The 19,578-nt window shown below is 47.7% G+C and carries 15 protein-coding genes and 2 CRISPR repeat arrays; of the genes, 13 read left to right on the forward strand and 2 right to left on the reverse strand.

The annotated features are described in order from the left end of the window. Window positions 1-106: 106 nt before the first annotated feature. Window positions 107-1,572: direct repeats of the CRISPR family, unit length 32 nt; unit sequence GTTTCAATCCACGCTCCCGCGTAAGGAGCGAC. A gap of 578 nt (window positions 1,573-2,150) precedes the next feature. From LQV63_RS29930 to cas2, 8 genes are all read left to right on the forward strand, one after another. After that, window positions 2,151-3,119: a helix-turn-helix transcriptional regulator gene (locus LQV63_RS29930; RefSeq protein WP_233699457.1), complete on the forward strand. Its 969-nt coding sequence runs from the start codon at window positions 2,151-2,153 to the stop codon at window positions 3,117-3,119. Between the two features lie 86 nt (window positions 3,120-3,205). Continuing rightward, window positions 3,206-5,413, forward strand: a complete 2,208-nt coding sequence (cas3, locus tag LQV63_RS29935) for a CRISPR-associated helicase Cas3' (RefSeq protein ID WP_233699444.1) — start codon at window positions 3,206-3,208, stop codon at window positions 5,411-5,413. 26 nt (window positions 5,414-5,439) lie between these two features. Next, on the forward strand, window positions 5,440-6,114 hold the full coding sequence (cas5c, locus tag LQV63_RS29940; RefSeq protein WP_233699445.1) for a type I-C CRISPR-associated protein Cas5c: 675 nt from the start codon (window positions 5,440-5,442) through the stop codon (window positions 6,112-6,114). Then, window positions 6,111-7,958: a type I-C CRISPR-associated protein Cas8c/Csd1 gene (cas8c, locus tag LQV63_RS29945; RefSeq protein ID WP_233699446.1), complete on the forward strand. Its 1,848-nt coding sequence runs from the start codon at window positions 6,111-6,113 to the stop codon at window positions 7,956-7,958. The genes cas5c and cas8c overlap by 4 nt, the downstream gene beginning before the upstream one ends. Continuing rightward, on the forward strand, window positions 7,948-8,829 hold the full coding sequence (gene cas7c, locus LQV63_RS29950) for a type I-C CRISPR-associated protein Cas7/Csd2 (protein WP_233699447.1): 882 nt from the start codon (window positions 7,948-7,950) through the stop codon (window positions 8,827-8,829). The genes cas8c and cas7c overlap by 11 nt, the downstream gene beginning before the upstream one ends. Then, on the forward strand, window positions 8,829-9,518 hold the full coding sequence (gene cas4 / locus LQV63_RS29955) for a CRISPR-associated protein Cas4 (protein WP_233699448.1): 690 nt from the start codon (window positions 8,829-8,831) through the stop codon (window positions 9,516-9,518). Before cas7c ends, cas4 begins: the two co-directional genes overlap by 1 nt. Beyond that, window positions 9,518-10,549, forward strand: coding sequence for a type I-C CRISPR-associated endonuclease Cas1c (gene cas1c / locus LQV63_RS29960; protein WP_233699449.1), 1,032 nt, complete (start codon window positions 9,518-9,520; stop codon window positions 10,547-10,549). Before cas4 ends, cas1c begins: the two co-directional genes overlap by 1 nt. An 11-nt stretch (window positions 10,550-10,560) precedes the next feature. Then, complete coding sequence (gene cas2, locus LQV63_RS29965; RefSeq protein ID WP_233699450.1) at window positions 10,561-10,851, forward strand: CRISPR-associated endonuclease Cas2; 291 nt, start codon at window positions 10,561-10,563, stop codon at window positions 10,849-10,851. A 170-nt stretch (window positions 10,852-11,021) separates the two neighbouring features. Next, window positions 11,022-12,649: a CRISPR direct-repeat array (repeat unit 32 nt; unit sequence GTCGCTCCCTACGCGGGAGCGTGGATTGAAAC). A gap of 202 nt (window positions 12,650-12,851) precedes the next feature. Here the strand turns inward: cas2 and LQV63_RS29970 are convergent. Then, window positions 12,852-13,070: a helix-turn-helix domain-containing protein gene (locus LQV63_RS29970; RefSeq protein ID WP_233699451.1), complete on the reverse strand. Its 219-nt coding sequence runs from the start codon at window positions 13,068-13,070 to the stop codon at window positions 12,852-12,854. Window positions 13,071-13,190: 120 nt separating this feature from the next. Here LQV63_RS29970 and LQV63_RS29975 point away from each other — a divergent pair, with 120 nt between their 5' ends. The 3 genes from LQV63_RS29975 to LQV63_RS29985 all read left to right on the forward strand — a co-directional run bounded on the left by LQV63_RS29975 (window position 13,191) and on the right by LQV63_RS29985 (window position 18,308). Then, a complete protein-coding gene (locus tag LQV63_RS29975; RefSeq protein ID WP_233699452.1) occupies window positions 13,191-13,493 on the forward strand; it encodes a hypothetical protein in 303 nt (100 codons plus the stop codon). A 230-nt stretch (window positions 13,494-13,723) separates the two neighbouring features. Continuing rightward, window positions 13,724-15,928, forward strand: coding sequence for an MrcB family domain-containing protein (locus LQV63_RS29980; RefSeq protein WP_233699453.1), 2,205 nt, complete (start codon window positions 13,724-13,726; stop codon window positions 15,926-15,928). Beyond that, entirely contained in the window at window positions 15,900-18,308 is a 2,409-nt protein-coding gene (locus tag LQV63_RS29985) for a restriction endonuclease-like protein (protein ID WP_233699454.1), read from the forward strand. Before LQV63_RS29980 ends, LQV63_RS29985 begins: the two co-directional genes overlap by 29 nt. 139 nt (window positions 18,309-18,447) lie before the next feature. Here LQV63_RS29985 and LQV63_RS29990 read toward each other — a convergent pair whose 3' ends face one another. Next, window positions 18,448-18,798: a DoxX family protein gene (locus LQV63_RS29990; RefSeq protein ID WP_325175940.1), complete on the reverse strand. Its 351-nt coding sequence runs from the start codon at window positions 18,796-18,798 to the stop codon at window positions 18,448-18,450. A 196-nt stretch (window positions 18,799-18,994) separates the two neighbouring features. Between LQV63_RS29990 and LQV63_RS29995 the strand changes: the two genes are divergently transcribed. Then, window positions 18,995-19,288: a helix-turn-helix domain-containing protein gene (locus tag LQV63_RS29995; protein ID WP_233699456.1), complete on the forward strand. Its 294-nt coding sequence runs from the start codon at window positions 18,995-18,997 to the stop codon at window positions 19,286-19,288. 47 nt (window positions 19,289-19,335) lie between these two features. Further along, entirely contained in the window at window positions 19,336-19,464 is a 129-nt protein-coding gene (locus tag LQV63_RS31615; protein ID WP_267934261.1) for a hypothetical protein, read from the forward strand. The last annotated feature ends 114 nt before the right edge of the window (window positions 19,465-19,578 follow it).

Below are 19,578 nucleotides of genomic sequence, written 5' to 3' on the forward strand. Positions count from 1 at the left end.
CAGTCGGTATACGTGAAGATGGTTCTAAGGAAGTGTTAACGTATACCATTGCTCCCGCGTAAGGAGCGACTTTCGCATCTATGGTCTGTGATACATGGGACTTTTGGTTTCAATCCACGCTCCCGCGTAAGGAGCGACCGAAACGGGAAGCTGAAAAGTTATCGAGGATTAGAGTTTCAATCCACGCTCCCGCGTAAGGAGCGACCTGACGGATACAACGACGACCGAGGGGAACAACTGGTTTCAATCCACGCTCCCGCGTAAGGAGCGACTGCTGCGGGATTACCAAGACATTATCGAGGATTTGGTTTCAATCCACGCTCCCGCGTAAGGAGCGACAAAGAGTAGGATATGAAAAATTCCTTGACAAAATTGTTTCAATCCACGCTCCCGCGTAAGGAGCGACGGAGGCCGACGCTGGCCGGGACCAAATCATAGGAGTTTCAATCCACGCTCCCGCGTAAGGAGCGACGACTATAAGCTTGATTTTCGTGGCACGAAATATGTTTCAATCCACGCTCCCGCGTAAGGAGCGACTGGAGGGTGAGCACATGCGACTATTCCCAATCATGTTTCAATCCACGCTCCCGTGTAAGGAGCGACGAGGACACCGGGAAGGCAGTCCCGGCACCCCGTAAGTTTCAATCCACTGGTTTCAACAAAGCCATAACTCAACAGTTTCAATCCACGCTCCCGCGTAAGGAGCGACTCCAATGGCGCGACTTGCATCTCGGATCCGAAGCTGTTTCAATCCACGCTCCCGCGTAAGGAGCGACTACTTTGAAACTGACTATGATCTGTCCACTTTAAGTTTCAATCCACGCTCCCGCGTAAGGAGCGACCGGCATATTGTTTCTATTACGTCGGATCTGATCGGGTTTCAATCCACGCTCCCGCGTAAGGAGCGACTTTCAAGATGGCGATAGCACGTTCGTTAAGTGATGTTTCAATCCACGCTCCCGCGTAAGGAGCGACGAGACGTTGTATCCTGCCGTTTCACCGATGTTTCGTTTCAATCCACGCTCCCGCGTAAGGAGCGACAAACCCGTAAAATCATTATAAAACCCGGAAAAAGTGTTTCAATCCACGCTCCCGCGTAAGGAGCGACGAAGAGTTGTTAGCTATTCCATCTAAGCGTGGGGTTTCAATCCACGCTCCCGCGTAAGGAGCGACAAGAGGCAAAGGCAGAATTGTCCGATATAAGAAGTTTCAATCCACGCTCCCGCGTAAGGAGCGACAATTATTCGATTTGTTTTATAGCGCAGGGCCTTATGTTTCAATCCACGCTCCCGCGTAAGGAGCGACTTTCTTTCCACGAAAACTCACCTCCTAGATAACTTTGTTTCAATCCACGCTCCCGCGTAAGGAGCGACAGAGCGGCAATGCATATCGCTTCTTCGACCTTTTGTTTCAATCCACGCTCCCGCGTAAGGAGCGACTAGTGGAGGGAGCCCCTCCCGCTTCCGCCTATGTGTTTCAATCCACGCTCCCGCGTAAGGAGCGACCCAGCGCGCTGGCAAGCCGCACGCGTTGGTGATTGGTTTCAATCCACGCTCCCGCGTAAGGAGCGACAGTATCGCTCAAACTCAGCTTACCATAAGGGTTCATACAGCCCAAAACGCGAACCCCCATTTTTAGCAAGCACATTCTTTAGTTGAAACCTGGAAAAACTCCTGGAATCCCTGTCCTTATGCCAGTGCGAACCTCCCAGGGATTTCATGTGAGCTAGAGGTTCGCACTTAGCAACTTATTTATTATAAGCGTTTGGTCCGGCTACCCTTGATTTTATGAGTCCTATCTACTGTTTGTCCAGTCGCTAATTATTTGCAACAATTGTAAATTAAGCTCGATCATAATTTTACCACGTCAGGATACCTCTTACTTTGAATACTTTTATTCTCGCACTCTCGGTTCTTCGAGTCCACTTTTTAATCTAACAACAAGTAAATTACTGTTGATACATAGTGATGAGGTATATATCTATCATATTTTTAAAATATTTTCATCACTACACTTGGTTATTTAAAGAACCACTATATTAAACTTTGCACATTCGTAACAAAGAAATTGTAGGTTTAAGAGGAAACACTTGGATTCTTGTCGAAATGTTGGGATGTGGGAAATATGACCTAGATTTTGGAGGGAGAAGAGTGACGGATAAGATCATTCGTTTCTTTAAAATTATCCATGCCATACAAGCAAGACCAGGAATATCGGCAAAGGAATTAGCGAATATATGTGAAACTACAGACAGGACTATTTATCGCGATTTACGACTTTTGGACCATATTGCCCCAGTTACCAATGAGGGGTATGGAAGAGGGTATCGTTTTATCGGTAATTTTTCAATGTACCCGCTAAACTTTACGGAGCAGGAGGCGCTCGTATTTTCCATGCTCCCTTCTATTATCGATTCCAGTAAATTGCCATCGGACTTCGATTCTGCTTATAACAAGGTGATGGCTACACATGCTACAGAGAAGTCACGTCACAAAGATATTATTGAAAATATTACCGAAATCATTCAAATGGGGACACCGGCATATCGAGAACAAAATGATAATTTCTTGTATCCGATTATTCAAGCGAGTTTATCACAAACAACGATTGATACGGTATACCATACACAGAGCCGGAACAAAACGACTGCCAGAAAAATAGATCCTTATTTTTTGGTTCCGCGAGAGCAACGCTTTTATGTAATTGGATATTGTCATTTGAAAGGAGAAGTTCGGACATTTCGTCTGAGTCGGTTTAGGAAGGTCGAGCTTACGAACAAAAGTTTTCATAAGGGGGATTTCACGATAAGTCAGTATTTGAAAAATACATGGTCCATCGAACGGGGGGAGGAGCTTATCAGCTTCAAAGTGAAATTCTCAGCAGAGGTTGCTCGATACGTCAAAGAAGAAGAAATGTTTGTTCGACCGAAGATGACGGATCTTCCGGATGGGGGCTTGCTATTCGAGGTCACGATTAGCCGTGAACGAGAATTTCTGAACTGGGTATATCAGTACGGTCCCGCAGCGGAAATATTGGAACCGAAAGCTATTCGGGACAAAGTGAAGGTGCAATTAGAGCAATGGATGGATAAATATATAGAGAGAACATATATTCGCTGACGACCTTTTGTCACAGGATTTTGCCATAATTAATCTATTCGTTGTTTATGATTCGCTAACGGTTATGAAAGGAGGTCTACCTCATCATGTATTACGCGCATCGGACGGAAGAGAAGAACAAGCAGCAGTGGCAGCGTCTCCAGGAGCATTTAGAAGGAGTCGCAGCGCGTTCTGAACAGTTTGCCAACGTGTTTGGAGCAGGTGAATGGGGGCGTGCGGTCGGTCTATTCCATGATCTTGGAAAATATTCGGACAAGTTCCAGCGAAGGCTGAACGGCAGTCCGGTACAAGTGGATCATGCGACAGCCGGCGCCCAAGCACTAATTGAATATTGGGGTTCAAAAGTTGGAATGATTCCGGCTTACATCATTGCAGGACATCACTCAGGGCTGCCTGATGGCGGGACGGAGGCCGGATCGGATTCCTGCTTGGTCCGAAGACTGAGCAAGTCTATTGAAGATTATCAGAACGCTTATCAGGAAATTACCCCTCCAGGGCGACCACAACGGATGCCGCTTGCTCCGGGGCTGCACCCCGGCATGCAGTTATCTCTGTTTACGCGCATGTTGTACTCCTGTCTGGTGGATGCGGATTCATTAGATACGGAGCGTTACTGCAATAAGGAACAGTCCGAACTGCGAAGCATGCCTATAGATATCGATGCAATGTTGGAACGCTATAACGATCATATGGGCAAATTCAGCGTGCCGAAGTCCGACATTGAACGGTACCGCAACGAATTGCTGCACGAATGTTTGCAGGCAGTCGAGGGTCCCCAAGGAATGTATACGTTGAATATGCCTACGGGGAGCGGGAAGACACTGGCTTCACTCGGCTTCGCTCTGCATCATGCCAAACGTTATGGGCTGTCAAGAATCATCTACGTGATCCCGTACACCTCCATAATCGAACAGAACGCGGCTATTTTTCGCAGCATATTAGGTTCTGAAGCCGTGCTAGAGCATCACTCCAACATTCAACGGGAAATAAATACGGATGAAGAGAATGATCCCGTTCGTACGTTGAACCAGAAGATGCAATTAGCAGAGGAAAATTGGGACGCACCGGTCATCGTAACGACGAATGTCCAGTTTTTTGAGTCGCTCTTTTCCAACAAACGATCGAAATCGAGAAAGCTTCACCACATCGCGAACAGTGTCGTTATTTTTGACGAGGCGCAAATGATGAACGGCCACTTCTTTAAGCCGTCCTTATATGCGATGGAGGAATTGGCGCGGAACTATCGTGTGACGGCCTTGTTCTGTACGGGGACACAGCCAGAAATCGCCCAGCTGTTTCCGGAATCGGTACAGATTCGAGAGGTGGTGCATGATGTTCCACTACGTTATCAACAATTTCAACGAACGCGAATTCATCAACTGGAACAGCAATCGATTACGGGACTCACAAGTTTGCTGCAGGAACACCGCCAAGTGCTATGTATCGTCAATACGAGAAAGACGGCGCGGGAGCTCTATCAACAGCTTCGTTCCGACGTGATGGATGACGAGTCGCATATCTTCCATTTAAGTGCGCGAATGTATGCGAAGCATCGGATGGAGGTGCTGGCGTCGATCCGCGAGCGGTTGGATGCAGGCTTGCGCTGCTGCGTCATAAGTACGCAATTAATAGAAGCGGGAGTTGATATCGATTTGCCTGTGGTCTATCGGGAGCTGGCGGGACTTGATTCGATCGCGCAAGCGGCGGGCCGCTGCAATCGCAACGGACAATTGCCGATGGGGGAAGTCTATGTGTTCGAACTGGAGCAAGGGCTTCCCCCGGGATGGTTCCGTTTAACAGGCTCGGTAACGCAAAGTATATTGGAGCAGTATCAGGAACGCGGGTTGTCGATGGAGGCCGTAAAAGCATATTTTACAGAACTCTATTTCTACCAAACTTCCACAACCATAGACCGGACGGATAAGGAAAACATTTTAGGCCGCTTGAATGAGCATGCCAGGGAAATGAAATTTCCATTTAAAGAGGTTAATCAACTATTCAAGCTGATTGACACCGATATGGAGACGGTCATTGTTCCTCGAGATGAAGATGCGCGTAAAGATTTGGATGAGTTGAAGACCGCGCTCTATTTACGGCAATCGCTGCGGAAGCTGCAGCCTTATACTGTTCAGTTATATCGAGAGGAATTTCTCGCTTATGTGAAAGCTGGGGAAGTCGAGGAAATTCGTCAAGGCGTGTTCGTACTAACGAATGTTAGCAACTGGTACAAAGACGATCTGGGCCTTATTCCATTCTCGGACGAGCATCATAAGCTAGAAAATCTCATTATATAAACCTTTGATTCGAAGGAGGGGACACCATGGGATATGGAGTTCGATTGCAAGTGTGGGGAGAGTATGCGTGCTTCACTCGACCGGAAATGAAGGCAGAACGAGTCAGCTACGATGTTATTACGCCTTCTGCGGCACGTGGCGTACTAGAAGCTATCCACTGGAAGCCCGCACTGCGCTGGGTCGTAGACCGCATTCATGTGTTGAATGAAATTCGGTTCGATACGATCCGGCGCAATGAGCTGGAATCGAAAATATCGGCCGGTGCGATTAAGTCCGCCATGAAAGGCACGAAGCTGATGGGGCAACAAGTCATAACGGAGGAGAGGCAGCAGCGGGCGACGATGATGCTGCGCAAGCCGTCGTATCTCATTGAAGCGCATTTTGAGCTGACTTCTGTTGCGGGAGAGACAGATACCGCCGAGAAGCACTATAACATGTTTATTCGCCGAGCGAGACAAGGGCAGTGCTTCCATCGGCCATATCTGGGTTGCCGGGAATTCGACGCCCATTTCGCTTATGTGGAGGACGACGAAGTGCTACCGGATTCATTCTATTGTGATGCTACGGATATGGATCTCGGATGGATGCTATGGGACATGGAATATAGCCGCGAGATGGAGCCGCTCTTCTACCGTCCGGTAATGCACCAGGGCATTATCGAAGTGCCTGATCTATTGCGGGAAGGAGTGAAGCCATTGTGATTCTGCAAGCGCTGTATCAACGGTATGTCGATTTGTCACAAGATCCCGACTCGGGCATTAGCAAGCGCTTTTTTAGTATGGCTGATGTGGCCTTCGTATTGGAGATAGAGTCAGATGGATCCTTGAGCCGCATCTTGGATATCCGAGAAGAGAAGGGGAAGAAGCTCGTCCCCATCAAGATGAATGTTCCTGAACAAGGAGCAAGGTCGAGTGGGATCAAGTCATTTTTTCTTTGTGACAAACTTGAGTATCTATTGGGTTACGTCACGTCGGATCCTAAAGTGACCGAGAAGAAACGGGAGAAGCAGTCAACTGATGCGATTGCTAAATTTGAGAGTAGCAAACAATTGCATATTGAGGGACTGGGAAATGTGGCAGAAGAGGTGGCACAGTCTGTCATTCGCTTTTATGAACAATGGGATCCTCGACAAGCAAGGGAGCACCCAACAGTGGCCCCCATGCTGGATATATTGGATAAGACGACGAATCAAGTGGCGATCTTCAAGGTAAAGGGCTTTCGACAATATGTACATGATAGTGAGTGTATCCGCCAGAACTGGGTTAGATTTAGAGAACTATTATTGCTAAGGGCTGATCAGGTAGGCCAGTGTCTTATTACCGGTACACCTGCCAAACCCATCGCCCGTATTCATGAAACAAAAATAAAAGGGGTAAGGAACGCGCAACAGGCTGGGGCATCCATTGTATCTTTTAATTGCAAATCTTTTGAATCATATGGCAAGGATCAGAGCTTTAACGCACCGACAAGTGACGAAGCGGTGTTCGGATATACGACAGCGCTGAATCAACTGTTGACATCGGACCGGAATCGTCTGACCAATATGGGCGATATGACGGTTGTATTTTGGAGCGGCTCCCGTGATCAAGGGGATGTTCAAGAAGAGGTACAGGAGGAGACGGAGGACTTTTTTCGTTCATTCTTCGTAGATGCTCCCAAGGAAGAAGGAGAGAACAAGGAGCAGGATCTTTTGCTGCGAGATATATGGCTGCGTGTTCGCAATGGAGATGAACTGACACCGGCCATGGTCAAGGCGCTGAATGGACCGTTCTATGTACTAGGCTTATCTCCGAACAATGCGAGAGTAGGCATACGTTTTTTTTGGCAGGGCAATCTTAAGAAGCTTTTCGATCAATTTAGCAAGCATGCGCGAGATTTAGAGATTACGAGGCCCCCTGCCGCTCATGACTTATTTCCAACGGTCACTCGCATTCTGTTGGAAACGGTGCGCAAAGATGCTAAAGACGTATGGAAGTCGATCTCACCTTCGCTCGGCGGGCATCTGTTCCGCTCCATTATGGAAGGTACGCTATATCCATATCCGTTGTTCGCCGCCGTCTTGAACCGAATTAAAGTGGAAGGTGAAGTCAATCCGACAAGGGCAGCAATTATCAAGGCTTACTTAGCGCGCTATGCGCGCATTCATAAATACACATCACTGGAGGAGGTTGTTACCGTGGAATTAAATTCGACTGCACAAGACGTTCCGTACCGACTGGGCAGACTGTTTGCCGTATTGGAGAAAGCACAGATTGACGCCGCAGGCGGCTACAACAAGTTGAACAGCACGATCAAAGACCGCTATTTTGCTTCGGCGGCAGGAACGCCGGGAACGGTGTTCCCCGTTCTTCTGAAATTAGCGCAGCATCATATGTCCAAGTCAGAATACGGTTCCTTCCGGGATCGCGAGATTCAAGATATTATGGCTGGCATAGACCAATTGCCTAGTCATCTTAATTTACAACAGCAAGGCGTATTCATGCTGGGATACTATCATCAGAAACAATCGATGTTCAAAAAAGGAGAGAAGAAAAATGACGAATGAGAGAACGCACCAACCGATTGAGAAGCGGTACGATTTTACGATTTTGTTTGATGTGACTAATGGAAATCCGAATGGGGATCCAGATGCAGGAAACTTACCGCGTATGGATGCGGAAACAGGTCATGGCATTGTGACCGACGTATGCTTGAAGCGCAAGATTCGCAACTATGTTGAAATTGTAAAACGTGAAGAGCTAGGCTTCGGCATTTATGTCACGGAGGGTGCGGTGTTGAACGAACAGCATCGTCAAGCATATTATGCGCTTCGAAAGGAAGATGAGGCGAAGGCGGCTAAGCTGGAACCGAAGGATAAAGATGAGGCACGTAAGTTGACACAGTGGATGAGCGACAATTTCTATGACGTCCGCACCTTTGGCGCGGTGATGTCGACGAAGGTGAACTGTGGTCAGGTTCGAGGTCCGGTGCAATTTACGTTTGCCCGCAGTGTCGATCCGATATTTGCTAGTGAAGTGACGATTACGAGACAAGCGGTGACGCAAGAAGGACAAGAGAAGGAACGGGAGATGGGACGGAAGCATATCGTTCCTTACGGGCTGTATCGGATGAATGGCTTCGTATCTGCTCACCTTGCAGACAAGACAAATTTTACAGAAGAAGATTTACAATTATTGTGGGAAGCGATTGTTAATATGTTCGAACACGATCGCTCGGCTTCAAGAGGAGAGATGACCGTACGCAAGCTCGTTATATTTGAGCATCAATCGGCACTTGGACAAGCCCCTGCGCACCAATTGTTCGAGCGTATTACGGTTCAGAAGATACATGACCAGCCGGCTCGTTCCTATCAGGACTACCAAGTGTCGATTGAACGAGATTCGTTGCCCGAAGGCGTCACGATTATTGAGAGATAATGGAGTACACGGAAGAGCAACTACTGTCATTGTCGGGTATACAGCATTACGCCTTTTGTGAAAGGCAATGGGCGCTCATACATGTCGAACAGCAATGGCTTGAAAGTGTGCTTACTTATGAAGGGCGGCAAATACATCAACGCGTAGATGACGTCTACTTTCAGGAATCGCGAGGGGACGTGCTCATACGCCGGGCGGTTCCTCTAGTTTCTTATACTTTGGGTACATACGGCGTTGCTGACGTCGTTGAATATCATCGCTCGGAATCAGGAAGCTCCAAGCAGGGGGTAACGTTGAGTGACAGAGATGGGGAGTGGTTCCCTTTTCCTGTAGAGTATAAGCGCGGAAAGCCAAAGCCAAGTGATTGGGATGAGTTGCAGCTGTGTGCACAAGCGATGTGCCTCGAAGAAATGTTAGGGGTGATCGTTCCAGAAGGAGCTATTTTCTATAAGGAGTGGGAGCGGAGAATCAGCGTTCCGTTTCATGAATCGTTAAGAGAACGAGTCCAATCACTATTCGAAAATATGCACCAACTTTTTCATGAAGGGTCCACACCGGTTGCGAAATATAACAGTAAGTGTCGAAATTGCTCATTGGCGGATATTTGCGTTCCTAAATTAAAACGGAGTGTAAAGCCATATCTCAACCAACTGCTCGCTGATGAAGGCGAAGGGGAGGAGGACGAATAATGCGCAAGCTGCTGAATGTGTTGTATGTAACCTCTCCGAAAGCCTATATTAAGCGCGACGGTGAGAATATCGTTATTTTCAACGAACAGACGGAAACGTTTCGCATACCGGCTCACAATCTAGAAGGCATCGTAACATTTGGATATATGGGGGCAAGTCCAGGGGCGATGCATTTATGTACGGAAAAAGGGATAGCACTATCTTTTCTCAAGGAAAATGGAGAGTTCATCGCCCGCGTTCAAGGGAAGGTGTCTGGGAATGTGTTATTGCGGCGCAAGCAATATCGGCTGGCGGATAATGAAGAGGAATGTGCGCGGCTGGCCTCACGCTTCATCGCTGCTAAAGTATCCAATTCAAGAGCAGTGTTGAACCGAGGAATTCGGGATCATCGCGAGCAAGTGGATCATCTCTTGATGAAACAAACATCAGATACATTGAAACACTCTATTGCGAAAGTAATGCGTATGAACACGCTAGAAGATGTTCGCGGTGTGGAGGGGGATGTGGCCAAGCGGTATTTTGGCGCCATGAATGAATTGATTCTAACGGGAAAAGAAGCCTTCTATATGAGAGGAAGAAATCGGCGTCCGCCGCGGGATCGGATGAATGCCCTTCTATCGTACTTATATATGTTTTTGATGTTGGAGACGCAGTCGGCGCTGGAGACGGTTGGTCTGGACCCGGCTGTTGGCTTTTTGCATCGAGATCGGCCCGGCAGAGCTAGTCTGGCTTTGGATGTGATGGAAGAATTAAGAGCTTATATGGTGGATCGGCTGGCTCTGTCCCTTGTCAATCGCAAGCAAATTCAAGCTGATGATTTTATGATTCAGGAGAATGAAGCCGTTATCTTGAAAAAAGACGCTCGCAAACAAGTGATCGCAGCATGGCAGGAACGTAAGCAGACCGATCTTGTGCATCCCTACTTGCAAGAGAAAATGAAAATCGGACTGCTGCCGTATGTTCAGTCATTACTGTTAGCGCGTCATATTCGGGGCGATCTTGATGATTATCCGCCATTTCTATGGAAATGAGGGAATAGCATATGATGGTATTAGTGACGTATGATGTGAATACTCAAGATGCAGAGGGTCGAAGAAGATTGCGTCAAGTGGCGAAGGCTTGTGTTAACGTAGGGCAGCGGGTGCAAAATTCCGTATTTGAATGCAAGCTGGATCCGCTGCAGTTCGCCCAGTTAAAGAAGCATATTGACGGGATTATTGATTCAAACAAGGATAGTGTACGATATTATCGGTTAGGCAACAACTGGACGAATCGGGTTGAACATGTTGGGGTGAAGGAGACTTATAATCCGGAAGGCACGCTCATTATATGAAAAGTGCGAACCTCTAGCTCACATGAAATTCCTGGGAGGTTCGCACTGGCTTAAGGACGCGGGTTTCCGGCGTTTTGTCAGGTTTCGGATTAGAAATAGGGCTATAAAAAATGGAGGTTCGCACTTTTGGCGGTTTAACCCCTTATGGTATGCTGGATTTGACGGGTACCGTCGCTCCCTACGCGGGAGCGTGGATTGAAACACTGGGCCTTTAGGTGCCGTACCAAAAAAAACAGGTCGCTCCCTACGCGGGAGCGTGGATTGAAACCCAGAGCCTGACTTACAACTACGCTGTGGCCCTATCGTCGCTCCCTACGCGGGAGCGTGGATTGAAACTCTATACCATGGAACGACACTTTCCCCATTTGTCAATAGTCGCTCCCTACGCGGGAGCGTGGATTGAAACCAAAGCAACCAACCGGAGACAATCGAACCGACGAAGTCGCTCCCTACGCGGGAGCGTGGATTGAAACACGCGTACTTTGCGGACATGAATCGCGAGATGTTCGGTCGCTCCCTACGCGGGAGCGTGGATTGAAACGACTAGCTCAAGTTCTTTGGTGTATTTCGCGATCAGTCGCTCCCTACGCGGGAGCGTGGATTGAAACTATGTATGGCTCGAAGATTCACCGCGATTCAATGCGTCGCTCCCTACGCGGGAGCGTGGATTGAAACAGTTGCTCGCTTAATTGCGTGTGGCTCGAGTTTGTCGCTCCCTACGCGGGAGCGTGGATTGAAACGTACAGGTCACGAGGGTTTACGACAACATCCGTCGTCGCTCCCTACGCGGGAGCGTGGATTGAAACCCTCAATCCGGCTGGAAATGTTGCATTTATTTGGTCGCTCCCTACGCGGGAGCGTGGATTGAAACCTCGCCTTTACGTCCATGTTGGCTTTCAGCATTTGTCGCTCCCTACGCGGGAGCGTGGATTGAAACCGACAAATATGGAAGGCTCACATGATAGCAATAGTCGCTCCCTACGCGGGAGCGTGGATTGAAACTACATCATCTAGGGGGTTCCACTGCACTTTGAGGTCGCTCCCTACGCGGGAGCGTGGATTGAAACAGCCAGCGAGTCACTTTCTCCACGGTCAGTATAAGTCGCTCCCTACGCGGGAGCGTGGATTGAAACATAGCAAGCCTTAATCACTTTTGCATCGTGTAATGCGTCGCTCCCTACGCGGGAGCGTGGATTGAAACATAACCTCGTCGAACACGTTGGTTGAAGCGTCGTCGCTCCCTACGCGGGAGCGTGGATTGAAACTCGATAATCTCGTCGCGAGTTAACGACTTACGTGTCGCTCCCTACGCGGGAGCGTGGATTGAAACTCAAGAATTCGCTAATCCGTTCACTATCGAGAGAGGTCGCTCCCTACGCGGGAGCGTGGATTGAAACACGGTATGGATATGTTCGTACTCGGCATCCGTCAGGTCGCTCCCTACGCGGGAGCGTGGATTGAAACCTCGGCACAGCCAGCGTACAGTTGCCTTCCTTGGAGTCGCTCCCTACGCGGGAGCGTGGATTGAAACTATGCGGCCTATATACGCAGAGGATATCAAATCTGTCGCTCCCTACGCGGGAGCGTGGATTGAAACAGGCACAAGAGATTGCTACGTCATTACCGAAGAAAGTCGCTCCCTACGCGGGAGCGTGGATTGAAACTTAAAGAGGATCCATGATGGTCACTGGAGATTCCGTGTCGCTCCCTACGCGGGAGCGTGGATTGAAACCAAACATCATTAACCTTCTCCCTGCTGTCCACAAGTCGCTCCCTACGCGGGAGCGTGGATTGAAACAACGAAGAATGGTTCGACTTTTATGATGATGTCCGGGCCTCTCCACATAGGAGCGTGAATGAAACGAGGGAATGGAAGCAGAGTGATGACAGCCATCAATGCGCTCCTTACACAGGAGCGTCAATTGAAAAAATATTATGTGTCCTTATGCTGGTTACCGAAGACCACGAAGTATTTAGTCAATCAATCTAAGGTAATGAAATTATTTATTATCAACTAAATCAATAATCTCCCTAATATCGTCGATGCCGAGTGCGTCGGCAATTTTTTCGATGTGGGCGAAATTAATGTTCGAACGCTTGCCATTCGAAAGCTCACTTAGAGCAGCATGACGAACATCAGCTAAGCGGGATAATTCCCGTAGAGAAATCCCATGCTTCTTGGTTAGTTCACCAATCTTCACAACGACTTTTTTGGTCATTTCTGTATCCTCCAGATCTTACATCGTTTGACTATACGCATCAACGTACCATATAATAAATGTTGTCCTGGTACGCATGTGCGTATAACAGCAGTGCAAAATAATATTGGAGGAAATATCATGCCGGATTGGGTTAAAGAAACGCTTTGTCAGCGTCTAGATCTGCTTACGGGGAAAGCCGAAATGTTACATGATGTCCTTCTACTAAAGAACAAGCTAAAACGATTAGAACATCTATTCATACACAGATTAGATAAAAATGAAGAAAAAAGTTTGCATCGTGAATGGTTAGCTTTACAAGAACAGATGGTATCTCTTCAAAAGGGATGGCTTTATGCAAAAGGGGTTCAAGATGGTATAAAAATGATGATTTTTTTGCAGAAATCAGAGCAAGAATTGGAATCATATGAACAACGAAAATAAAGTATTTACATAATATACCATCTATGCTCAACGGTCATTGGACTGTTGAGCTTCTTTTCGCCGTTATACGTCCTATATCGACAATGAAAGAGGATCTTCTTCCATAATCTCGAAACATACATATATAAGTCTATAGAAGTAGTCGTACATTCCTAGCGAGGATAAAGTGCTTCAATAGGAGTATTCCGTTTTTCTTGTATAACCACAATACTTACATTCGGGTGAACGCCATGACTTTACCAACTGAGCTACAGAACATTTTTAAACATAAACAAAAATCGTATAAGATGGTTCTTGTCCTTGCGTTGTTAGAGGAAATGAAGGAGTTAGGGCAAGAAAAGGTGCTCTTTTCAAAAGTAAGAGAACGCTTTTTAGGGGCGTTACAGGAACGTGAACGAAACGGGCAACGTGTAGATGCATCACCTTCAAGTGTCGCGTCTAATTGGTCTGATATTACGATTAATCAAATACATACGATAATCGATAATCCCATTAATGCGTTATCCAGTATCATTGAGCGCGATATAGAAGACCAGACCATTGGATTTAAGCCTACTTTGTTAAGTCAGTGGAGTGAGAAGGTTCACGTAGAGCTTCAACAATATGCCGAACGTGAGTTAGCAGCATATTATCAAGAACCAAACCGTACATGGTCCTTAAGAGAGGAACTCCAACATGTCATGGATGGTTATCTACAAGCCAAGACAGAGCAGTTTAAGAGTCATCAATTAGGCAACATGGTACGTAGAACGATTCCAAATGAGATATCAGGTTTTTCCTTTATTCACGACCAATTAAAGGTTCAAGGTTCAGTCGGACAAGGAAATTGGGCGACCGTACCTTGGATTGCCATTATGGATAATCGAGTCACTACCTCTACTCAGCGTGGGGAGTATATTGTTTACCTCTTTTCAGAAGATATGAGCTCCGTGTATCTAACTTTTAATCAAGGGGTGACGGAGCCTAAAAATGAGAGAGGTAAGCCAGAGGCGTATAAGTATCTCCAGCATAAGGTAGATGAGGTGCGTGATAGTTTGCCGTTAACGGGAATGAATAAGGATGATCATATTCACCTTGCAACTGGTGGTCTTGGCTACGACTATCAAGTATCAACTGTCGCCTACTATCGTTACGACCGAGATCAGCTTCCAGATGATGAACAATTGATGGCCGACTTGCAAAATGTCGTCGACAACTATAAGCAATACGTGGAGGGGCAAATGAATCAAGAGCATATACCTCACGATGAAACGGAGCACAATCAGGAGGATATGGAAGCTCCTCTCGTCGTAGCAGACGAACTTCAGCGTATTCAAACCTACATTCGCCAAAAAGGATTCTCTTATCCGGAGCATCTAATCGAGAACTTCTACCTATCTCTGAAGACGAAGCCCTTTGTTATTTTGGCAGGGGTGTCGGGTACAGGGAAAACGAAGCTGGTGAAGTTGTTTGCTGAGGCGTTAGGGGCAATAGCGAGCAATCAGCAATTTACGCTTATTCCGGTTCGGCCGGACTGGAGCGATCCATCTGATTTGTTAGGCTATAAGGACTTGTCCGGTGCGTTTCGACCGGGGCCGCTTGCCTTGGTATTAGAAGAAGCGTTAAAGCCGGAAAATCGGCGTAAGCCCTACTTTGTGTGCTTGGATGAGATGAACTTGGCACGGGTGGAGCATTATTTCAGTGATGTACTTAGCGTGTTGGAGACACAGGAGTGGCGAGGATCTCGTATCGTGACAACACGGCTCTTGCAGCCGGAGATGCTGTCGCAGGAGGAAGATCGTGCTCGCTTCGGTGATTTACATATCCCGGACAACGTCTATCTCATCGGAACGGTGAACATGGATGAGACGACGCACCCTTTTAGCAAAAAAGTATTGGACCGGGCCAACACAATCGAATTCAACTATATTGCTCTCGACCAGTACCCTTTCCTTGAAGAAGAGGATGAGGGGCTTTCGATGTATCCCGTATCTAATGGATTTCTGCGTAGTGAATATTTGCAGCTAGTTGATGTTTACCATGAGCAGCGTGAGTTGGTGGAGAAAGTTACGGAAAAGTTGGTCCGAATCAACCAAATTCTTGAGCCCATTCATGCGCATATCGGGTTCCGCATTCGGGATGCCGTGTGCTTCTATATGATCTACAACGAGCAGTTCGGATTAATGAGCGAAGACGAGGCCTTTGACCATCAGTTGCTACAGAAGCTTCTTCCTCGAATTCAGGGCAGCAGCATATCGATTAAGCGAGCGTTGCTCTTGCTGATGAAGGAAGCATTGGGGACGAATTTTTCGATCGACGAACATATGGAGGATGCATCTCCATTATATTTGAGACAAGATTGGTCCGAAACACGTTATCCACGGAGTGCGCGTAAGCTTGGCTTCATGCTAGGGAGGTTAGAGGAGGATGGCTTCACCTCATACTGGCTCTCTTAAGGAAGTGGTAGAGCTCCTGCGGATCGACACGAACTTGTTTACACTATATATCCAAGGAAAACCGTTTCATCCTACTGTAGAGACGTTGCAGCTGCATCGCGATGCTGAGCAGGAGTTGGTGGATGCGCACGTGCACGTTTCCGCTGCATCGCCTATTCAGGTGGAAGGGATGTATCTATACTCACCTGTCGATGGCGATATGCGACTCTGGCAAGAAGGAGATGCTTGGGCACCGCTGTTCTATGAAACACAGGCCTATGAGCTAGTTGTCGAGAAAAAGGAAGAGCTGCCGCTCACGTTCCATCACGAGCATGTCCAGCTACGGAATGCGGTCAGGCCGTTAGGGAGCCGAATTCTGTCCGGTATATTGCGGTTTACGAATGAAATCGGGTTAACGGAGCTGGAGCTTCAACTGCACGGAGAATCGGTGCTGCGCATCCAGCTTGAAATTTTCCCGTCCAAAATGGACTACAAACGCGATTATCTCCTCATTCTGAATGATGTGAATGCACAAATTTCGAACTTGGCGTTTGATTTTTTGCGCAAAACCTTTCATTTAAGTGGTCTCAAGGAGACGAAGCATCAGAGCTTGACGGAGTTTTTCGTTATCCTTCAGCATCTGTTTGCACAACTAGTACAGGCCGTGGAACGCATTCAGGCTGCTCCACATACGAAGCTGCAAAGCGAGTACCGCAAGGTGGAGGCGGCACGGGTGAGAAGGGCGGACAAGGGCAATGCGGCATATTTAGCAAAACGTCCTCACTTGCTCCGAGAAGATGGGCCAAATGGAGTCATCACTATCAACGATAAACGTTATACCCCCTCACACTTGCTGGAGCAGCGGCGGCAGGTGTCGTTCGATACGGCCGAGAACCGTTTTGTGCGGTGGGTGTTCCTACGGATTGAGCAGAAGCTGAAGCGCATTAAGGCAAGCTTGATGAAAATGCAACGAACACGAGATGAACATCTCCTCCGTCGGCTTGATCAGATGAACAACCAGATTCGACGAGTGCTGCAGCATGATTTTCTTCAGGTCGGAGAAATGAGGCAAATGTCGATCTCGCTCGTGCTGCAGATGGCACCGGGATATCGTGAGGTGTACCGTTACTACCTCATGCTGATGAAAGGATTGTCCATTCAGACGGACCTCTTCCGGCTGTCGATGAAGGATTTAGCGCAGCTGTATGAGTATTGGTGCTTCCTGAAAATACACCATTTGTTAAGCGAGAAATATGAGCTCATCCAGCAGGATATTATTAAGGTGAATCGGGGCGGACTATTCGTGACGCTGGACCAGTCGCGGAAGGCGAAGGTGAAATACCGCAATCCTCGGAATGGGGAGGAGTTTACGCTCTATTACAATGCCCTGCCTGCGGGCGAGGTTAGCAAGACGCTATCACAACGCCCGGATACGGTGCTAACCTTGAAGAAGAATGAGTCGGCAACGGAGTACAAATATATTTTTGATGCCAAATACCGCTTGAATCCTGCCTATAAGGACACGCCTTATTGGACGAAGTATAAGCAACCCGGCCCGGAGGAAGAGGACATCAATACGATGCATCGGTATCGGGACGCGATTGTGTACGAGGACACTGCTAACCAGACGTATGAGCGCAGTATGTTCGGGGCGTATGTATTGTTCCCGTATGCGGACGAGGAGAAGTTCCAACAGCATCGCTTCTATAAAAGTATCGAATTGATTAACATCGGGGCGTTGCCGTTTTTGCCGAACGCAACGAAGCTGATGGAGCAGTTCCTGGATGAGATTATAGAAGATAGTCCGGAAAAAGCCTATGAACGTTCCACACGACCAAGAGGGACGGAGCATTACTATACGGAGAAACTGGCAGGCAAAAATGTGCTCGTTGGCGCCTTGGGCCGAACGGCTGTGAAGCAGCTAGAGGCGGCACTAGCGAATCGTTATTACCACGTTCCGCTGCAGCAGATTACTGATCACCGCCAGCTTACCCAAATTGAATATGTGGCGTTATATCAATCGATGAAGCAATTTGGGAGTGAGGCAGGAATACGGTATTACGGCCGTGTGCAGGAATGGAAGGTGCTGCCCCGCCGCGAGATTACATACATCGAGTCCAGCCGCGGGGCGGCGGATGAGCTGTATGTACTTTTTACGGTCGAGGAATGGCAGGAGCGGGAGCAGCCGATTGTGCCGGGTGGCCATTACGTGTATCACGCGCTATTTACGGCGAAGCCGCTCTTTGATCGGGCCCAAGAAGTGGCGGAGCTCCGGTTAGAGAGTGAAGCGGACATACGGGTATGGCGTGAGGCACGCCGTCAAGGCAAAGCGAAGGTGAAGCTGGACCAAGAGCCTGCGGACTTGGCTACAAGGGTGACGCAGGTGGTGCAAGAAGATTGAGCTTGAGTATTGAATGAGGCAGGAATGTGCTAAGCACAAACGTATAAAGGGTTGGCCCTAAGTAGTCATCTTAGATAACTTAGGCCAACCCTTTTGATTCGTTCCCGTAGCAATAGGCGAACTGCTAGGAGTAGACTTCCTATACAACCATGAGCGTAATGGAGAACAAGAGTATGACAAGAGCGTTAATTTCCATGACAGGCTTATGCTTTGCGCGGAATAGATGAGCGTGTATGGCTCCGATCATCAGGAGGACAAAAAGGCCTGCGGCATATTTCAAAATCTCCGGTACCCACAAGGCAGCAATTACTCCAATTACCCTGGCTAACTCTAAGAGAGCCGTCATGTTCATGAACCACATCGGGTATTGATAGTCGTTCCAATGCTGAACCATGGATTTTGTACGCAGTAACTTAATAGACGCCGAGAAGGCAAACATGCATGATAATATGATTTGAATGATAATTATAAGGGTATTCAAATACTCCACCCTCCTTTATTTGAACAGTAAACAGCACTTACATTACAGTATAATTTGGTGAATCCTTATGTTATGTAGTCCAGACTACAATGTGGAATAGGAGAGGATGGAGTTGCTTGGATAAGGTCAAATATTTGACCAGAATCAATCTCTTTCATGATTTGAATAGAGAGCAATTACAGCAGCTTGAATCAGTGACGCCTAAATGCTCGAGCTGATGGCCTATGGAAGCGCTAGAAAGCGGCTGCTTTACTTGCTGTATAAGCTTTCTTTGAAGTTTGGCGCTCCTCAATCGGCAGTCGAGAGCCAAGATACCCATTGGGTTTGCCTGGAAGTAAAGCTTACCCATCAGGAGTTGGCCAGCATTACCGGAAGCATTCGTGAAACCGTGACGGAATTGCTAAGCGACTTTGCTGCGGAAGGCATTGTGAATAAGGAGGGCCTGCGAAAATCTTTGTGGGTTCATACGGAACGCTTGAAAGAGGCTTTGGACCTGTGAGCAAAAAAATATAAGCAACCCGGCCCGGATGAATAGGACATCAATACATGCATCGGTACAGGGACAAGATTGTGTACGAGAAGAAGTTCCAACAGCATCGCTTCCATAAAAGTATTAAGCAGGGCATTGACGTTCTTGCCGAACGCGACGAAGGTGGTGGAGCAGATCATGGATGAGATTATAGAAAAAAGCCTTCGAACGTAGGTAATGTGGTTGCTGAAGAAAAGATAACTCTTCTATATAAGTTGAACGAAAGAAGATAGCATTCAAAGTCGAACGCATAGGCGGTC

The organism is Paenibacillus profundus (assembly GCF_021369635.1).
GTDB classification, from domain to species: domain Bacteria; phylum Bacillota; class Bacilli; order Paenibacillales; family Paenibacillaceae; genus Paenibacillus_B; species Paenibacillus_B profundus.